Here is a 17,769-nt window from a genome sequence, read left to right on the forward strand (position 1 = left end):
CGGTCGCTCCAACGGGTTTGGCGCTCCAGTGAGGTTGAAACCCAGTGGCAGTTGTTATGCCCCGGGAGGCTGGCTGTGACTAGGGCGCTGCTCTTCCATGGTGGTTAAAATTCTATGGTAGCTGTCGAAGCGTTCCGCGCTAATTTTTCCTTCTTCTACAGCTTCTCTTAGTAAGCAACCAGGATCATTTAAGTGCTTACAGTCTCTGAATTTGCAGCCGCCCAAATAATCTCTGAACTCAATAAAGCCCCATGTAATACGTTCGGTAGGAATGTGCCACAAGCCAAATTCACGTACCCCGGGAGAGTCAATTAAATCGCCGCCGGCTGGCAGATGGAGCAATTTTGCCGCCGTCGTTGTGTGCTGACCAAGCCCCGAGTTATCTGAAATATCGCCGGTTAATTCATCGGCGTCTGGCAGAACTTGGTTAATAAGGCTCGATTTGCCAACGCCGGACTGACCTACGAAAACGCTGATATTATCATTAAGGTATTCATTGAGTTTGCTAATGCCTTCACCGGTTTTGCAACTGGTGAAGAGCACTTCGTAGCCTAAGTTTTCGTACGTCTTAAGCTGCTCTGTAACGGTTGTGCGTTCCTCTTCACTGAGCAATTCTACTTTATTAAGGACAATCAGCGGCGTGATGCCTATGTCTTCACAGGCAACCAGGTAACGGTCGATAATATTCAGTGAAAGGGTAGGTAATATGGCGCTAACCACAATAATACGGTCGATATTCGCGGCGATGGGCTTAATACCGTCGTAATAATCTGGGCGAGTCAGGACAGAGTGCCTGTCTTTTACAATTTCGATGACTCCGCTCACACCCGACTCGGCGTCATCCCCTTTACTGAAAAACACCTTGTCACCACACACTACAGAGTCTACCGTGCGGCGAATGTGGCAGCGAGATACTGCGCCGTTTGCGTCTTCAACGTCGGCGTGTTTACCAAAGCGACCAATCACAGTACCGCTTTCTAGCGTGCTTTCATCAAGGTTCGCCGCGCCCTTTGACGCGTGCTTTTCACGCAAGCGTTTGCTTCTGTTAGCTGCCACTTGTCGTTTCTGTCGTTGTGTAAGTTTTGGTTTTTTCGCCACGATTCTTTTCTAGTTTCACGTATACTATGTCAATAATACCGTTTGTAGGGCATGGTTGCCATGTCTGTAGCGCAAAGAGGAAAGTAATGAGTAAACACGATAGCAACCTGGTCTGGATAGACATGGAAATGACAGGGTTAGATCCTGAAACCTGTGTAGTAATGGAAATCGCGACCATTGTTACCGACGCACAGCTGAATATATTGGCGGAAGGCCCTGTAATAGCGGTACATCAAAGTGATGACGTGTTAAACAATATGGACGAGTGGTGTACACGAGTTCACGGTGAAAGTGGATTAACTGCACGTTGCCGAGAAAGTAAAATAAGTGTTGAAGAAGCATCAGCGCAAACTATTGCCTTTTTAGAGCAATGGGTAGATGCAGGCAAGTCACCGCTATGTGGAAACACCATAGGGCAAGACAGACGCTTCATGGTTAAGTACATGCCCGAGCTTGAAGCTTACTTCCACTATAGAAATATTGATGTAAGTACAATAAAAGAACTAACGCGCCGCTGGAAGCCTGAAATTTTAGACGGTTTCGAAAAGAAAGGCGTACACCTAGCGCTTGATGATATTCGCGAGTCTATTGAAGAAATGCGCTATTATCGTGAGAAAGTGTTTACGATTTAAGCATTCAAACATTGAGGTGCAAAAAAAGTAGAATTAAAGGTTGCGTTACCCCAAAATTTTTGTAAAATGCGCACCACTTCAAACGAAGTACCTCTTTTGTTGCGGGAATAGCTCAGTTGGTAGAGCACGACCTTGCCAAGGTCGGGGTCGCGAGTTCGAATCTCGTTTCCCGCTCCAAATTTTAAAAGCTGATAGTAAACCTTACTTTCAGTGAGCGTGAAAAATGCGACCCCTAGTGGGCCCGCGACCGAGTGTCGGCCAGTTGGCAAATCTCGTTTCCCGCTCCAAATTTTAAAAGCTGATAGTAAACCTTACTTTTAGTGAGCGTGAAAAATGCGACCCCTAGTGGGCCCGCGACCGAGTGTCGGCCAGTTAGCGAATCTCGTTTCCCGCTCCAAATTTTAATCTAGGTCTCTAGATTGCCTATAAGATGCACAGCATCGACTCTATGCGGGAATAGCTCAGTTGGTAGAGCACGACCTTGCCAAGGTCGGGGTCGCGAGTTCGAATCTCGTTTCCCGCTCCAAATTTTTCAGACACCTCAAAAATTAAAATTTATCCAGTTTTTAAGTGCGACCCCTTGATAGGCCCGCGACTGGGTGCCGGCCAGTTGGCGAACCTCGTCTCCCGCTCCAAATTTTTCAGACACCTTAAAAATTAAAACTCTCTTACACTCGTATTCATATTCCATAATCACTGTTATTTTCTGCGTGAAAGCTATCTGAACTTTCTGGTTTATTAGTGCTTTACAACTACGTGCTTTTATGGATGGATGCATTAATGGCAGTTGGAAGGATTAATAGATATGAGCTTGAATGGCACTGCTTCGCTCAAATACGCCTGCCTAATGCTTCTGCGCTTCGTGCACTTTTGCTTTCACTTGGTATTAATGGGGGATTGTTACTAGCGTTGGCATTCACCACCGCTAACAAACCTGCTGGTCAGCAACCTTTGCCTCCACTTTTGTTAAAAGCAGTTTTATTACAGCCGCCAACTATTCCGCAAAAAACCGAGACTAAGCCAAAATTAGTACATGAGACTAATGCCGATGTAGAGGGTGGTGTTGTACTCAAAGAAGCAAAGAAGAGGCAGAGCATCCCGATCGCAACTAAAGACAAAAATGAATCTTCAGCGCCACAAGCGCCTTCGGAAAAAGAAAGCTCAGCACAGCCTTTATTAAGGACAAAAGATATCAGGTTGAGTGTCCAAGATGCGACACAAAACTATATCAATCGTTTGAACGCTCAACGCTTGCAAGACATCGCTAATCAATATTCTTCAAAGAAAACTCATTCAAATGTGAAAAAAAGCCAAAAGTTTTCTAACTCCTTCAATACTGAAAACGAAGATTTTCTCGAAAGCATTGAAATAATCGTTGATTGCAGCACGTTGAAAGGAAAGTTATTCAGCGCCCTCAGTAAAAATAAGGGGATTACTCTTCACGATCGTGACTTTCCGACGTTAGCGGGTGACCCAGTTAAATCGGTTCAGGGTACTGCGAAGTGCCGAGAGCACAGCAGTTTTCAATTGCACATTGATAACTATCTAAACAAGGCACAATAAAAATATACTAAAGTATAAGTTTTTCATTATGCCCTTTTCCAGGACCGATTCTGCCTGCGTTCACGCACTACAATGAATCCTTATTCATCAGTTTGCGCACCTTGTTGGTGCGTGGCCGCCTTGATTTTAATCTACATCTCGATAAATCTAGGATTTATTAGGCCTTTTGCACGAAAAGCGTGCATTTGGTGGCGCTTTGATAAGTCTACTTGAATATTAAATAGATTTTAGTGGGTAAATATGCATAATGCGCCGTTTTTTAGCGGTAAATTCGCTAATTACTCGCCTTCTGATAGGCACATAGTTTGCAAAAACAGATTGTAAAAAAGATTAAGTACGACGCATTTCTTAAACATATAAAAAATAACCATCGCTTTTAGATTCCTTAGAAGTGCCAAAAAGAGCATGTCGGAACGAGAAAGTATATTTGGAGAAACACACATGGCTTTTGATTCATCAAAGCAAAACAAGCTTACTGTACTCGCATGTGCAGTAGCATCTGCACTAGCATTAAGTGCAACTGCAGTTCAGGCTCAGGAAGACGCCGCTATTGACGAAAAGGATGTTGAAAAAGTAGTGGTCACTGGTTCTCGTATAGCGCGAGATCCTAACCTGGCATCTCCTTCACCTGTTCAAGCAATTTCAGAAGAAGATATTCAGCTGTCAGGTGAGTTTTCTGTAACCGATGTTATAAACGACATCCCCGCGTTGTTTTCATCTACAACAGCGGAAAGCTCTATTGACTCAGCTTTTGCAGACGGTGCGAATATCCTTAACCTACGTGGCTTAGGGTCAAACCGTACCTTAACACTAGTAAATGGTCGTCGCCATGTGGGCGGTGTCGCCGGTTCTGCAGCTGTAGATGTGGGTTCAATTCCAGTAAAACTTATTAAATCGGTAGAAGTGCTTACCGGTGGTGCTTCTGCCGTTTATGGTGCTGATGCCGTAACGGGTGTAGTTAACTTTATTTTGCAAGATGACTATGAAGGCTTTGAATTTGACGTAAACACGGGTATCTCGTCTGAAGGCGATGGTGAGCAAATTAGCATGTCTGCGTTGTATGGTGAAAACTTTGACAACGACAGAGGTAATTTTGCAATAAACATCGAGTATCAAAACGATGAAGGTGTGCGAGTAAGTGAAAGAGATAATGGTTTGATCATTGGCTCTGCGCGCGATTGGACCAACCCCGCTTTGCGATTCCAACAGGGCGATATTGGTGCTAGTACACCAAATTTGGCGCAATACTATAACTACGACAACACCGGCCTATTCAATTTCGGTTTAAGCATTCCATCTCAGGATGCGTTTATTCAAAACTACGTAGATACTTTTGGAACCCAACCGAATTTAACTTCAGAAGAGTTGGCGCTGTTTAACCGCGCGGCCACAGCAAACCCTCGTGCAGTTCTTCCTTACCGAACTTTCCCATTCACTTCGGGGTATGGTTATATCATACCGGGTAACCCTTATACGTTTGAAGGGTTTGATCCTGCGACCAATATCGACCTTGATGGTAACGGAACGCCTGACTGTCTGGACTCGTTTTCTGGATATAACAGCTCGTTTGGTGCCGCATCATTCGGTGCATTAGGTGGTTGCTGGAACGTATTGGAAGATGGCTCTTACAGACCAATTCAAGACGGCTTGGTATCAGGTAACTTTGAAGGTTTTGGTGGTGACTCTTATAACACCATTCAGCAACAGCGCGGCTATCTAATTACGCCAAACGACAAAATTGCGTTAAACCTGCTAGGCCATTACGACCTTACTGACACAAGCACCGTGTTTGGTGAATTTAAGTACGTTGTTCAGACAACAGAAAATGAAAGCCAGCCGTCTTCATACTGGGATTTATTATTTGGTGCAGCGGATAACCCTTACCTGCCTTCTTTCATTCAGCCGCTAGCAAGCGAAATCGGTGGTGTTGCCATTACAGCTGACCCAATTGGCATTGGTCAAGGTAAAATTGAGAACGAGCGTAGAACACTACGCGGTGTTATTGGTCTAGAAGGCTTCCTAGAAAACGACTGGCAGTATAACCTTGCGTTAAATTACGGAAGATTCGAGTTTGAGCAAGAAGGTACAGAAAATATTGTTGTAGTAGACCGTTTCTTCTCTGCAATTGACGCGGTTACAGACCCTGCGACAGGTGAGGCAACGTGCCGTGTGAACTTAGACGCAAATACACCTCAAGTTACCACTGCGTTTAATATTCCAGTATATGACCCAGGCTACTTTTCATTTACTCCAGGTGATGGCAGCTGTGTACCTTTAAATATTTGGGCTGGTGCAGGCGGAATTTCTCAGGAAGCGGTTGATTGGGTAACGCAAGATAGCCGCAGTAAAACTACCATCGAACAGTTCGTTGTGAGTGGTTCACTGTCTGGTGATTCATCTGACTACTTCGAGCTTCCGTATGGTCCGATATTCTTTGCGCTAGGCGGGGAATATAGAAAAGAAAAATCAGAAGCGACCTTCGATAATTGGCAACTTGGTATTATCCCTGAAGGTTCACAATATCAAGCAGGAACCTTGATTTCTGAGTACTCATCTAACAATTCACTGGTATTCCAGCCATCTATTAAAACGGCAAACGAAACAGGTGATTTTGATGTAAGTGAAGTGTTCGTTGAAGTATCAATTCCATTAATTGAAGGCGAGATGCTAGCCGAAGAGCTTACGTTAGATTTGGCTGCCCGTTACTCTGATTACTCTACAATTGGAGACACAACAACGTGGCGTGCAAACTTAATGTATGCACCTTACGAAGATCTTATGATTCGCTTGTCGCAGTCTCAAGCTGTTCGTGCGCCAAATATCACAGAGCTTTTCGGTCCTGAAGTGGGTACAACATTCCGTCCTACCGACCCGTGTAATGCCAGCGTGATAGCAGGCATCCGCGGTAATGATCCGGCAGCCGCAGATCAGATACAAGCTAACTGTGTCGCAGACTTCCAGTCAATTGGTTATAACCCGTTTAATGACGCAGGTGAGTATGTTTACACCGACCCACTATCGGCAGCATTCCCAGGTGTTACCGGTGGTAACCCAGAACTACAGGAAGAAACAGCTGATACGACAACGGTTGGCTTTGTCTATCAGGCAAGCTGGTTAGAAGGCTTGTCACTAACGGCTGACTATTGGAGCATTGAGATTGAATCTGCAATCAGCTCTGTAAGCTCTGACGATATTGTTAATGGATGCTACATCGGTGAAACCTTGAACGAAAACTTCTGTTCTTTGTTTACCCGTAATACCGATGAAAACTCTCCGCAGTTTGCTGGTCTAAACTTCTTACGCTCTACCGATGTTAACTTTGCTCGCTTAGAAACGTCGGGCGTAGATTTCAGCGTTGGTTATGACTTTGAAATTGATGATCATACATTCCTAACAAAACTATCAGGTACTAAGGTCAATGAGATTGACCAATATACCAACCCTAATGATCTGAGCGAAGTTAACCCAGAGCTTGGTGAAGTAAATCGCCCTGAATGGGCAGGCAACTTTACCGTGACTTGGAAATGGCAGGATCTGCAAATCGGTTGGCAAACTCAGTACATGGATGAGCAGTTAGTCGCATTCGTAGAAATTGAAGAATACGAGCGTGGTGATTATGACGACTCTGTCGTAATGGGTGAATTTTTCCAGCACGATATCAACTTCTCATATGTATTGACTGACACAGTTAAAATGTACGGTGGTGTTAAGAACATTACCAACGAAGAACCTTTCTTAACTAACTTTGCTTATCCGGCAAGTGCCCGTGGAAGATTTTACTTCGTAGGGTTTGACATGCAGCTTAACTAAGCTGTTATTAATACAATTAAAGCAGCTCAATTGAGCTGCTTTTTTGTTTTTGCAATAAACCTTGTTGCAACGTCAGACAGTAACTATTATGTTACTATGTGTATACTGGTCTAACCAGATAGGCGTGCGCTAAACATTAGGCTGATCATAGAGCAACGCGTTAGTGTACTGATTCTTCACTCATGGGGCTTCTCCTCATATACGATTAGCGTGACTGACTATGTCAAAGAACTACGTACTCAATACTTATAATAAATTTCTTAAACTGCCCTTTGGCAAAAAGCTGTTTAGCTGGTATTCGGCCCGCAGAGCGCCTTACTTTTCTACCGTTTCCCCGCTTATTACTGACATTAAACCTAACTATTGTGAAGTGCTCATTAAAAAGCGTAAAGGGGTTGAAAACCACATTGGTACGGTTCACGTTATCGCGATTTGCAACGGGTTAGAAATGGCCATGGGCTTTATGTGTGAAGCATCGATACCTAAAAACTTGAGATGGATCCCAAAAGGCATGGAAGTAAAGTATCCAGCCAAGGCCGATTCAGACATTCGTTGTGTCGCTGAAGTACCAGCTGATGCCTGGAAGCCGGGTGATTTACCTATAAGTGTTAAGGCATACAACGCTGAAGGAACTGTGGTCGTTGATGGAACTATTACAGTTTGGGTAAGCGAAAAACGCTAAACAATGTCGAGCTATTTGAAGGTCGCTTTTGCGGCCTTTTTTTATGTCTAGTCACTGGCACAATATTAAGTTTTTGCTACAAGAGTATTTCTGATTGACAGCATTCGAAAACACATCTAAGAATAACGTGGTAAGCGATTAAGGCGCTATATCGGAAGTCTATTTCATTTAACAATTAAGCGGAGGTTCTCTTAATAAACCTTTAGGGGAAGCCGCGATGAAAGAGGTTAAGATGTCTGTAATCACAAAAGAACAAGTCAAAAGAAAACCTTTCGCAGATAAGAAAAATTACCCGTACGGCTTTGCACGTTCTGGTGACTTTTCAATTAATGAAAGCAAACATCTACAAACTCATGGAAGTTTGTTTGCCGCTTTGGTTGACGGGAAGATCACGCCAGAAAACGACGAAGAGCAAGCTTATTTGGAATCGGCACTTGGTCATCGTGAACCCACAACGCCTCAGGAAAAAGCATGGTTAAAATATCAAGCGCGAATCAATAGACCAAAAACTGCAAGCATTTATGGCTCTAAGCGCCCGGCGGCAGAAGAGGTTGACGATGATGAGGATATAAGCGATAACAGTGACATTGATATTGACCTCGATGATTAAGCTTTTGCCTTTACGCACATTTAGTGGGTAAAGGCGCATCGCCCCCGTTCTACAACTTTATTGTTTGCGCTGTTAAATTTGTGTAAATAAACATCCTATTTTCTGTCAAAATAGCATTACGATCGAAATATTTATCCTAATTATTGCGAATATTGGGATATATATCTCACTTTTGCGCAATTTGGTGTTTTATCTTCCTACTACCTTAGTTATAGTCGGGGCATCGTCAACGTACGCTGACAAACCCCCCAACCCATTACAGGAGAAAGCACTGTGAAAATGATGTCGGGCGCAGCCATGGTGGTTGAAGCGCTAAAAGATGTAGGAGTGACACACGTGTTCGGTTACCCAGGTGGTGCCGTATTAGACATTTATGATGCGTTATTTGCGCAAGATGATGTCAAACACGTCCTCGTACGTCATGAACAGGCAGCCGCCCACATGGCGGATGGTTATGCACGTTCAACTGGCAAAACCGGCACAGTGCTCGTCACATCAGGTCCAGGCGCTACGAATACTATTACAGGTATTGCTACTGCATATATGGACTCTATTCCGATGGTTATTTTATCGGGACAGGTGCCGTCGAAGCATATTGGTGAAGACGCATTCCAAGAAACTGACATGGTCGGGTGCTCACGCCCTATCGTTAAGCACAGCTTTTTGGTGAAGCGCGCGGTTGATATCCCAGAAGCGATTGCTAAAGCTTATTATATTGCCAACACAGGTCGTCCTGGTCCGGTGGTAGTAGATTTGCCAAAAGATATTGTGAACGTAGCAGAAGAGCACCCGTACGTGTTCCCAACTGACGTGACCATGCGTTCTTATAACCCAACCGAAAAAGGCCATCCTAAACAGGTCAAAAAGGCAGTTGAGTCGCTACTTAAAGCAGAACGCCCTGTACTGTATGTAGGCGGTGGAGCTGTAGCTTGCGATGCGTCAGCAAAGGTTATTGAATTAGCTGAGAAGCTTAATGCACCGGTAACTTGTACGCTAATGGGCCTTGGTGCTATGCCGGGTACACACAAGCAATTTATCGGCATGCTAGGTATGCACGGTACGCTTGAAGCGAACAAGACCATGCATAATGCAGACTGCATCATTGCGCTAGGTGCACGTTTTGATGACCGTGTTACTAACAACGTTGATAAGTTCTGCCCACATGCGGATATTATTCACGTTGATATTGACCCAGCATCGATTTCTAAAACCGTAAATGCGCATATTCCTGTGGTAGGTTCGGTAGATAAAGTACTTGATCAAATCTTAAGTCAGGTAAATAAGAAAGACTTATCAGGTCAAAGCGAAAAGCTCACCGATTGGTGGCAACAAATTGAAACCTGGCGCGCTCGTCAGTGCTTAAACTACGCGCAGGGCGAAGAGGTAATTAAGCCTCAGCGCGTTATCGAAGCCTTGTACAAACACACAGACGGTAAAGCCTACGTAAGTTCTGACGTAGGTCAGCACCAAATGTTTGCTGCGCTTTATTACCCTTATGATAAACCGCGTCAGTGGATCAACTCAGGTGGTCTTGGCACCATGGGCTTTGGTTTACCGGCTGCAATGGGTGTGCAGTTTGCGCACCCAGGTTCAACCTCTGTGGTAGTAACGGGTGACGGCAGTATTCAAATGAATATTCAAGAGTTATCTACTTGTTTGCAGTACAACCTGCCTATCAAGATTATCTCATTGAATAACCGTGCCCTAGGTATGGTTCGTCAGTGGCAGGATATGATTTATAAAGGGCGTCACTCACATTCTTACATGGATTCAATGCCTGACTTTGTGAAGTTGGCAGAAGCTTACGGACATGTGGGCATTAAAGTAGACAAGCTTGAAGAGCTAGACGCAGCAATGGAGAAATGTTTCAGTTACACAGATCGCTTAGTGTTTATGGACATAGCAGTAGACCAAAACGAACACGTATATCCAATGCAAATTAAGTTTGGCGCAATGGATGACATGCGCTTAAGCAAGACGGAGCGAACCTGATGAAACGTATTATCTCTGTATTAATGGAAAACGCCCCTGGCGCACTATCTCGTATCGTTGGTGTATTCTCACAACGCGGTTACAACGTCGATTCACTGTGTGTGGCACCAACCGACGACGCGAGCCTTTCGCGTCTAACGATTATCACGCACGGCGACGACAAAGTCATAGAGCAAATTACTAAGCAAGTGAATAAGCTTATTGATGTGCTAAAAGTGGTAGATCTTACTGAAGGTACGCACATTGAACGCGAACTTATGCTGATTAAAGTCGCGACTCGCACAGAGTCGGTACGTGCTGAAGTGAAGCGCAACTCTGATATCTTCCGTGCGCGTATTGTGGATGTGAACGTAAACAACTACACCATTGAAATTACGGGCACCACAGATAAGCTAGATGCATTTGCCACGACTATGGGGCAGTGTGCTGAAATTATCGAATCATCGCGCACCGGTGTGTGTGGGCTTGCTCGAGGTGATAGGGCGCTTCGTCCTTAAACTTTTTCTGAGTTTTCGCGCACTGTGTTTTTTTTGAAAGGCTGTCATTAGACAGCCTTTTTTGATCCCATAAAAAATTACTCTAAGTATCGCGCCCATAATAGGCTTCTACGCGCAGGGCTACGCCGTATGAGGTTTTAAAATCCTCTTCACGTAGCCATAAAACGAAAGGCTCTACCTCAAAGAATAGCCAATCGCGCAGCATGTTGTTACGCCACCTAAACCCGCCATAGACTTCTTCTACGCGAAAGTTGGGTTGGCTAAGCCCTTCCACCATAAAGTGAGGAATAACGGCGTTATGTTGATCTACCGAGAATAAATGGTGAACCTCGTGACGCCATAGCCAGTCGTTGGTATCGTCGCGGTAGTAGTAGCGATTATTTTGTCGAACCAGATGCTTTTTATTGATTTCGTATTGAAAAGCGACGCCCACCTCTGCACCCAGCCGGTCACGGGTGTAATAGTAAAGTTCGGCGTCGTATAGCATGGCCCATTGTTTAGAAAAGGCAAAAGCATCTCTGTATCGGGTCATCGCATATAGCTGGTCGCGCCGACCAGCGCCAATTCTAAATGAGTAGTGCGAGTCTTGCTCAGGACGAAAGCGAAGCGCAATAGTCGTTCTGTCTCTACTGTTATTGCCGGTATCTCTTGCTGCCCGTATCGTGTTGTTCTGAGTTTCGTCTTCGTTATCACTCAATAGTAAATCAACGCGTTCTTTTAAAGCCGGTAGGCGAACTCTTACCCTGAAACGCAAATCCGTATCCGAGAGCATTCCACTTCTTGGCTCCCATGCAAGCTGAACACGGCCTTCGGCTCTGGCTTCCTTCTGTCCTGAAGCATCTATTTCATCTGAACTTTTAAACAAACCATCAAGCTGTTTTACAGTGAAGTCCATGGTGTCAGTGAAGCTACGCTGCCAAATATCAAACCACTGTTCATTGTGTGTGGCTACTGAAACGGCTGGGGAAGCTTCTGCAGAAACGTAAGACGGTAGATTTTCAGTAGTTGCGGGCCTCATAACAGCGCTACTTCCACTGGTCGTGTTTACGGTGGGGTTCACCTTACTATCGGTGATGTGTAAAGTCGAAGGGGCAGTAAGTAATAAATGGCAATAAATAACAGTAAGGCACAACATTACTCACTAACTCCTTGTAAAAATTAGAATAGTTGAATGTTTCCACTATTCGCTTTTAAGATATAGAGAGCATGGATTGTCATTAGTAAAACGTCAATCTTTATTCATTCAGGTAAATATTCAGGTGAAAGCATCAGCAGGCAATGGCATACTGTGCCAATCGATGTAAGGGAGATTATTTTTATGGGTGGTATTAGTGTTTGGCAGTTGCTTATCATACTGGTTATTGTGGTGCTTTTATTTGGTACGAAGCGTCTTAAAGGTATAGGTACTGATTTAGGCGGCGCAATCAAAGGCTTCAAAAAAGCAGTCACCGAAGAAGACAAAGACGCTGACTTCGAGCAAAAGAAGCAAGTTGAAGAAAAGTCAGCAGCAGAGCCTGTTTCAACTAAGACGCAGAGCGACGTTAAAGAAAAATCCTAATGTTCGATATCGGCTTTTGGGAGCTATTGGTTATCGGTGTACTGGCGCTTCTTATTTTGGGGCCAGAAAGACTGCCGGGTGCCATGCGCTCAACTATAAATACAATTCGTAGCGTACGTAACGTGGCAACAGGCTTTAAGCAAGAGGTTGAGCATCAGTTGCGCGTGCACGAATTGCATGAAAATTTGAAAAAAGCAGAGCAGCAAGGGCTTAAAGCTCTTTCACCTGAACTTGAACAAAGCGTCGATGAGCTAAAAAAAGCTGCAGAGTCGGTTCAAGAACCTTATAAAAAGCAATAGATGTCTGACGCTAACAACCTTATTTCTCATTTAATTGAATTGCGCAGTCGTATTCTCAAAGCACTTTTGAGCGTATTGATTGTGTTTGTGTGTCTTGCCGCATTTGCACAGGATTTATATAAGCTGTTGGCCATGCCTCTGCTTGAAACACTTCCAGAGAACGCGAGCATGATTGCAACCGATGTTGCTTCACCTTTTTTCGCACCTTTTAAACTTACCTTAGTATTGTCGTTTTTCATTGCTATTCCCTATGTGCTCTATCAGGTTTGGGGCTTTGTTGCTCCAGGCTTGTATCGAAATGAAAAGCGTCTGGTTGCGCCACTGCTGCTATCAAGTACCTTGTTATTTTATGCCGGTATGGCATTTGCCTATTTTGTTGTCTTCCCCATCGCGTTTGCGTTCTTCACTAGCGTTGCCCCTGAAGGGGTTACTGTAAGTACCGATATTTCAAGTTACTTAAACTTCGTGTTGAAACTCTTCTTCGCATTTGGAGTCTCATTCGAGATACCTATAGCTATTATTCTTATGTGTTGGACTGGGGTAACAGATGCCAAGTCGCTACGAGCAAAACGGCCTTATGTGGTCGTAGGGGCCTTTGTTGTTGGCATGCTGCTTACACCGCCTGATGTGATCTCTCAAACGTTACTGGCTATTCCCATGTGGCTGTTGTTTGAAGTTGGTGTCATCGTAGGTGGTTTTTATGCAGGTAAAACGCCAAAAGATGAAGGCGAAACGCAAACACCTGACAACACATAAAAGTTCAGAAGAGAAAGGAATAAAAATGAAAACTCAACTGCTTTCTATTGCCACTTTATTGTGTGCTTTTAGTGCATCTCAAGTACACGCTGAGTCTATCGGCGATGCGATGGAAAAATGCCGCAAAACCGATAATAGCCTTAAGCGCTTAATGTGCTATGACGGCGTGGCGAAGTCGTTAAATCAATACGATGGTGTTAGTGCGCAGGTTGGCCAACTGAAGGCTTACAAACCAAATAATAGCGCTCAGGCTAACTCACGTCCTGCGCCTGCTACTCAGCAAGCTCAATCGTCAGAGCCAAAGAATGATTTTGGTTTGGAGCACAAGCGCGACCTGACTGAAGCGGCCTCTGAAATTGCCGTTACTATTAACGCAATCAAGAAAAACCTTCGCGATAAGTATGTGCTTACGTTCAGTGATGGTTCTGTTTGGCAGCAAACTGATCAAACTCACTTGAAGCTAAAGGAAGGGCAAGTTGTGTCTGTTGAACGCGGACTTCTTGGCGCCTTTTACTTGAGCGTTGAAGGCCTAAATAAGCGCATGAAAGTGAAACGCGTAAAATAAATGTCCTGGTTTGATGCTGGAGTCAACTTGCTTGATAAGCGGTTTGACGTTGATGAAGTTATCCAACGTGCAAAAGATGCAGGGGTAGAAAAACTCTGCATTATCACTACGCATCCTAGTGAATGGGATGCCGCAGCAGCGCTTTATAACAAGTATTCAAGTCAATGTTGTTACACTATTGGTGTGCACCCGCATAATGCCAAAGACGTTACAGAAAGCGATTACCAGCGGTTACGCGAGCTTGCTCAACAGGAAGGATGTGTTGCCGTAGGTGAATGCGGCCTTGATTTTAACCGTAACTTTTCACCTCAAGACGTTCAATTAGAGGTTTTTGAGGCCCAGCTGGATATAGCGGTATCGTTGAATCTTCCCGTATATCTGCACGAAAGGGATGCCTTTAACGAACAAGTCAGCTTGTTAACTCGATATATGCCGCGCTTGAGAGGGGGATTAGCCCACTGCTTCACAGGCACAGCGGAACAGGTAGAAGCGTATTTGTCGCTAGGCCTTTATATCGGCATAACAGGGTGGGTGTGTGACGATAAACGTGGCGAAGATTTACGTGATGCCGTAAAACACATACCGCCTGACAGACTTATTCTTGAAACCGATGCACCGTACTTATTTCCGAAGACGTTGCGCCCTCGAAAACGCAATAATGAGCCCGCATTCTTGCCTCATATCGCTCAGCAATTAGGCGAATATCTGCAAGTTGAGACTGATAAATTACGTATTAGCAGTTATGCTAATACCTGTGAGTTATTTTCTCTCAACTAACCATAGGTTTATATGCAGACAAATCTAAAAGCGATGCGCAAGTATGACGCGGGTCTTATTCTCACTACAGTTCTTGCCGCTGTTGCTTTTGTCTTTGTCTTGATGAACTTGTCTCCAGCGACAAGCGTTTCACCTCGTTATTCTCAGTTAAGTTATTTAAAAGAGGTGAATGGGAAAACGTTCGACTTTAATAATATTATACAAACGCCCGCGAATGATTGGTCTCCAATTGCCTCTCCAGTCAACTTAGGAATGGATACCGATGTCTATTGGTTTTCGATGATAGTCGAGCCAACACAGAGCAACCAAAGTCGCTCTCTTCTGCACATCGACTACCCATTATTAGATAAACTTGATGTGGCCGTGTATAGCCAAGTGGGCAGTAAACCCATTGTGACTTACTCGAGTGGAGACAATCAAAGTTTTGACGATAGGCCCATCACACACGTTAAGCCTTTGTTCCCATTGCCTGCCAGTGCGCAGTCTCAGCGCGTTATTATCAAGATGCAGACATCGGGCACTATTCGCCTTCCTATCCTTATCTGGGAAGAAACTGAGTTTATAGAATACACATCAAGTAGAAACTTAGTACTAGGCATCTTTTTCGGTATTTTAATCGCGATGGGAGTGAGCAATGCGTTTTTGACTTTAACCACAAAAAACGTGTCTTTCTTATTTTATGCCGGTTATGTGGTCAACCTCGCACTTACGTTGATGACGCTACACGGCTACGGTTTTTCCTATATTTGGCCTGCAAGTACATGGTTTCAAAGCAAGGCAATTATCGTTTTTGCAAACTCTACCATTATGTTTGCTGCGTTATTTACCCGTAGTCTCTTGCCTATAAGGGAATACAGTGAAAAACTAGACCGCGTGACCAAAGCGATTAGTTGGGTGTGTGGCTTAAGTATCATTGCAGGTCTTATCCTTCCTTATTGGTTAATGATAAAAGCATTTCTTTTATTGCTAAGCCTCGTGGTTATTTTTACTTTGTCTCTGGGCGTGTGGCTTTCACTGAAAGGAGAGGTGGTAGCCCGCTATTTCACAATCGCATGGGCCTTTCTATTAGTGAGTGGATTAACGGCCAGTCTAGATAATGTAAATATCATCCAGTTGCCTATTTCGTCCAACAACCTGCTGATTATTGGTGGTACGGTTGAAGCGCTTATATTAGCGCTCATTCTTGCCATTAATTACAGTCACAGTCGTGACGACTTAATTAATGCCCAGCAGTTTGCCCTTGAGCAAGAAAAGCAGGCAAGCACCGCTAAGGAAAAACTGTTGGAAGTGCAAAAGCGCTACCAAGACGATTTAGAATACAAAGTTCAGGAACGAACACTTGAATTAGAGATAACCCTGCGCGAGCTTTCTGAGGTTAATCAAGAGTTAGAGCGGCTTAATGCGATTGACCCGCTCACAGGCGCGCACAATCGTCGACATTTCGACAAGCGATTACGCTCAGAGGGAAGGCGGAGCCGCCGAGAGCAAACGCCTTTATCGCTGATTATTATTGATGTGGATCACTTTAAGAATATTAACGACGAGTATGGTCACGACGGTGGAGACGCATGTTTAATCCACGTTACAAAAGTTTTTCAAAAACTCATCCATCGCCCAACAGATGACTTGTGTCGAATAGGGGGTGAAGAATTTGCCATTATATTGCCTAATACAGACTTGGATGGCGCGTATCACGTAGCCGAGAGTATTCGACATAGCCTTGAAAACAGCCCTCTTGAATACGAGAGTGAAATCATTAAGCTAACCGCGAGTGCAGGTGTATCTACCACCATTATTGCTGACGAAGAGCACGCGCAGAGTCTATTTAAATTTACTGATGAGTGCCTGTATGAAGCAAAAGCTTCAGGGCGCAACAAGGTAATACACAAACATTTACAGGAAAAATTATGATGTCTTCATCTTTCCCTCACCGCCGTATGCGTAGGTTACGTGCTAAAGATGCGCTAAGAGGGCTTGTTGCAGAGCACAGGCTAACTACGGATGATTTAATCTATCCCGTGTTTGTATTGCCTGGTGAAAATGCCCGTGAAGCTGTACCTTCTATGCCGGGTGTGGAAAGACTTTCTATCGACTTGCTAGTGCAAGAAACGGCGAAATGGGTAGAGCTGGGCATTAGAACGATAGCGCTTTTCCCTGTAACACCCATGTCGCTTAAAACCGAATGTGCAAGTGAAGCATTCAATCCAGAAGGGCTTGCTCAACAAGCTATGAGAGCGCTTAAAAAGGCGTTTCCTGAAGTGATGCTGATGTCTGATATTGCTCTAGACCCATTTACGTCTCATGGTCAAGATGGCCTTTTAGACGAAACGGGCTATGTGATGAACGACGAAACAGTCGAGGTGCTCATTAAGCAAGCGTTATCGCATGCTGAAGCTGGCGCTGATATTGTTGCGCCTTCTGACATGATGGATGGGCGCATTGGCAGTATCCGAAAAGCACTTGAAGAAGCAGGTCATATGAATACGTGTATTATGGCTTACTCAGCTAAGTACGCGTCTGCTTATTACGGGCCATTTCGTGATGCTGTCGGCTCCGCTGCAAATATAAAGGGCGGCAACAAGAAAACCTATCAAATGGATCCTGCCAACACCGATGAAGCACTTCACGAAATGGCGCTTGATATAGAAGAGGGCGCTGACATGGTAATGGTTAAGCCAGGTATGCCGTATTTAGATGTTGTTCGCCGCTGTAAGGATGAATTTAAAGTTCCCACATTTGCCTACCAGGTAAGTGGTGAATACGCCATGCATCAAGCTGCTTTTGCTAATGGTTGGCTAAATGAAGACGCGGTAATATTAGAGTCTTTACTTGCTTTTAAAAGGGCGGGTGCAGATGGGATTCTGACGTACTTTGCGCCTAAAGCGGCTGAGTTACTCGCGAAACAAAATGCCAAGTAACGCGCTTATTAT

16 protein-coding genes and 2 tRNA genes are annotated in these 17,769 nt (G+C 44.4%); 16 read left to right on the forward strand and 2 right to left on the reverse strand.

Features of this window, described 5'->3' with window-relative positions; all coding sequences use genetic code 11:
• Nucleotides 1-54 precede the first annotated feature (54 nt).
• Complete coding sequence (gene rsgA, locus AC27KT_RS16380; protein ID WP_014975509.1) at nucleotides 55-1,098, reverse strand: small ribosomal subunit biogenesis GTPase RsgA; 1,044 nt, start codon at nucleotides 1,096-1,098, stop codon at nucleotides 55-57.
• 86 nt (nucleotides 1,099-1,184) lie between these two features.
• Here rsgA and orn point away from each other — a divergent pair, with 86 nt between their 5' ends.
• The 9 genes from orn to ilvN all read left to right on the forward strand — a co-directional run bounded on the left by orn (nucleotide 1,185) and on the right by ilvN (nucleotide 10,884).
• Nucleotides 1,185-1,730 carry an oligoribonuclease gene (orn, locus tag AC27KT_RS16385; RefSeq protein WP_014948078.1) on the forward strand — a complete coding sequence of 182 codons (546 nt, stop codon included), beginning with the start codon at nucleotides 1,185-1,187 and terminating at the stop codon, nucleotides 1,728-1,730.
• Between the two features lie 101 nt (nucleotides 1,731-1,831).
• Nucleotides 1,832-1,907, forward strand: a tRNA-Gly gene (locus AC27KT_RS16390).
• A gap of 273 nt (nucleotides 1,908-2,180) precedes the next feature.
• Nucleotides 2,181-2,256: transfer RNA gene (locus tag AC27KT_RS16395), tRNA-Gly, on the forward strand.
• Between the two features lie 242 nt (nucleotides 2,257-2,498).
• On the forward strand, nucleotides 2,499-3,293 hold the full coding sequence (locus AC27KT_RS16400) for a hypothetical protein (protein WP_487131737.1): 795 nt from the start codon (nucleotides 2,499-2,501) through the stop codon (nucleotides 3,291-3,293).
• A gap of 441 nt (nucleotides 3,294-3,734) precedes the next feature.
• Nucleotides 3,735-7,103, forward strand: a complete 3,369-nt coding sequence (locus AC27KT_RS16405) for a TonB-dependent receptor domain-containing protein (RefSeq protein ID WP_487131739.1) — start codon at nucleotides 3,735-3,737, stop codon at nucleotides 7,101-7,103.
• A 220-nt stretch (nucleotides 7,104-7,323) separates the two neighbouring features.
• Nucleotides 7,324-7,785 carry a hotdog fold domain-containing protein gene (locus tag AC27KT_RS16410; RefSeq protein WP_012517059.1) on the forward strand — a complete coding sequence of 154 codons (462 nt, stop codon included), beginning with the start codon at nucleotides 7,324-7,326 and terminating at the stop codon, nucleotides 7,783-7,785.
• A gap of 217 nt (nucleotides 7,786-8,002) precedes the next feature.
• Entirely contained in the window at nucleotides 8,003-8,395 is a 393-nt protein-coding gene (locus AC27KT_RS16415; RefSeq protein ID WP_487131741.1) for a MaoP family protein, read from the forward strand.
• A gap of 273 nt (nucleotides 8,396-8,668) precedes the next feature.
• Nucleotides 8,669-10,387, forward strand: coding sequence for an acetolactate synthase 3 large subunit (locus AC27KT_RS16420; RefSeq protein WP_487131743.1), 1,719 nt, complete (start codon nucleotides 8,669-8,671; stop codon nucleotides 10,385-10,387).
• The gene (gene ilvN, locus AC27KT_RS16425; RefSeq protein WP_014975513.1) at nucleotides 10,387-10,884 is read left to right on the forward strand and encodes an acetolactate synthase small subunit; all 498 of its coding nucleotides are present in this window, start codon (nucleotides 10,387-10,389) and stop codon (nucleotides 10,882-10,884) included. The genes AC27KT_RS16420 and ilvN overlap by 1 nt, the downstream gene beginning before the upstream one ends.
• Nucleotides 10,885-10,966: 82 nt before the next feature.
• Here ilvN and AC27KT_RS16430 read toward each other — a convergent pair whose 3' ends face one another.
• Nucleotides 10,967-12,019 carry a hypothetical protein gene (locus tag AC27KT_RS16430; protein WP_487131746.1) on the reverse strand — a complete coding sequence of 351 codons (1,053 nt, stop codon included), beginning with the start codon at nucleotides 12,017-12,019 and terminating at the stop codon, nucleotides 10,967-10,969.
• Between the two features lie 177 nt (nucleotides 12,020-12,196).
• On the opposite strand from AC27KT_RS16430, the gene tatA reads away from it, so the two are divergent.
• The 7 genes from tatA to hemB are packed head-to-tail and all read left to right on the forward strand — an operon-like array spanning nucleotide 12,197 to nucleotide 17,757.
• Nucleotides 12,197-12,442, forward strand: a complete 246-nt coding sequence (gene tatA / locus AC27KT_RS16435) for a Sec-independent protein translocase subunit TatA (protein WP_230633705.1) — start codon at nucleotides 12,197-12,199, stop codon at nucleotides 12,440-12,442.
• The gene (tatB, locus tag AC27KT_RS16440; protein WP_487131748.1) at nucleotides 12,442-12,741 is read left to right on the forward strand and encodes a Sec-independent protein translocase protein TatB; all 300 of its coding nucleotides are present in this window, start codon (nucleotides 12,442-12,444) and stop codon (nucleotides 12,739-12,741) included. Before tatA ends, tatB begins: the two co-directional genes overlap by 1 nt.
• On the forward strand, nucleotides 12,742-13,497 hold the full coding sequence (gene tatC / locus AC27KT_RS16445; protein WP_487131750.1) for a twin-arginine translocase subunit TatC: 756 nt from the start codon (nucleotides 12,742-12,744) through the stop codon (nucleotides 13,495-13,497).
• A gap of 25 nt (nucleotides 13,498-13,522) precedes the next feature.
• On the forward strand, nucleotides 13,523-14,062 hold the full coding sequence (locus tag AC27KT_RS16450; RefSeq protein WP_487131752.1) for a hypothetical protein: 540 nt from the start codon (nucleotides 13,523-13,525) through the stop codon (nucleotides 14,060-14,062).
• Nucleotides 14,063-14,839, forward strand: coding sequence for a TatD family hydrolase (locus AC27KT_RS16455; RefSeq protein ID WP_487131754.1), 777 nt, complete (start codon nucleotides 14,063-14,065; stop codon nucleotides 14,837-14,839).
• A gap of 12 nt (nucleotides 14,840-14,851) precedes the next feature.
• Nucleotides 14,852-16,750 (forward strand): sensor domain-containing diguanylate cyclase, encoded by a 1,899-nt coding sequence (locus AC27KT_RS16460; RefSeq protein WP_487131756.1) that lies wholly within the window; start codon nucleotides 14,852-14,854, stop codon nucleotides 16,748-16,750.
• On the forward strand, nucleotides 16,747-17,757 hold the full coding sequence (hemB, locus tag AC27KT_RS16465) for a porphobilinogen synthase (RefSeq protein WP_487131758.1): 1,011 nt from the start codon (nucleotides 16,747-16,749) through the stop codon (nucleotides 17,755-17,757). The genes AC27KT_RS16460 and hemB overlap by 4 nt, the downstream gene beginning before the upstream one ends.
• Nucleotides 17,758-17,769 lie beyond the last annotated feature (12 nt).

It is taken from the genome of Alteromonas sp. 5NW40-0090 (genome assembly GCF_057552975.1).

Bases quoted from the DNA above. Each gene is read 5' to 3' on its own strand.
- AC27KT_RS16455 (WP_487131754.1), top strand. From the start codon at position 14,063: ATGTCCTGGTTTGATGCTGGAGTCAACTTGCTTGATAAGCGGTTTGAC.
- AC27KT_RS16450 (WP_487131752.1), top strand. From the start codon at position 13,523: ATGAAAACTCAACTGCTTTCTATTGCCACTTTATTGTGTGCTTTTAGT.
- hemB (WP_487131758.1), top strand. From the start codon at position 16,747: ATGATGTCTTCATCTTTCCCTCACCGCCGTATGCGTAGGTTACGTGCT.
- AC27KT_RS16400 (WP_487131737.1), top strand. From the start codon at position 2,499: ATGGATGCATTAATGGCAGTTGGAAGGATTAATAGATATGAGCTTGAA.
- ilvN (WP_014975513.1), top strand. From the start codon at position 10,387: ATGAAACGTATTATCTCTGTATTAATGGAAAACGCCCCTGGCGCACTA.
- AC27KT_RS16410 (WP_012517059.1), top strand. From the start codon at position 7,324: ATGTCAAAGAACTACGTACTCAATACTTATAATAAATTTCTTAAACTG.
- tatB (WP_487131748.1), top strand. From the start codon at position 12,442: ATGTTCGATATCGGCTTTTGGGAGCTATTGGTTATCGGTGTACTGGCG.
- AC27KT_RS16405 (WP_487131739.1), top strand. From the start codon at position 3,735: ATGGCTTTTGATTCATCAAAGCAAAACAAGCTTACTGTACTCGCATGT.
- AC27KT_RS16430 (WP_487131746.1), bottom strand. From the start codon at position 12,019: ATGTTGTGCCTTACTGTTATTTATTGCCATTTATTACTTACTGCCCCT.
- AC27KT_RS16415 (WP_487131741.1), top strand. From the start codon at position 8,003: ATGAAAGAGGTTAAGATGTCTGTAATCACAAAAGAACAAGTCAAAAGA.
- tatC (WP_487131750.1), top strand. From the start codon at position 12,742: ATGTCTGACGCTAACAACCTTATTTCTCATTTAATTGAATTGCGCAGT.
- AC27KT_RS16460 (WP_487131756.1), top strand. From the start codon at position 14,852: ATGCAGACAAATCTAAAAGCGATGCGCAAGTATGACGCGGGTCTTATT.
- orn (WP_014948078.1), top strand. From the start codon at position 1,185: ATGAGTAAACACGATAGCAACCTGGTCTGGATAGACATGGAAATGACA.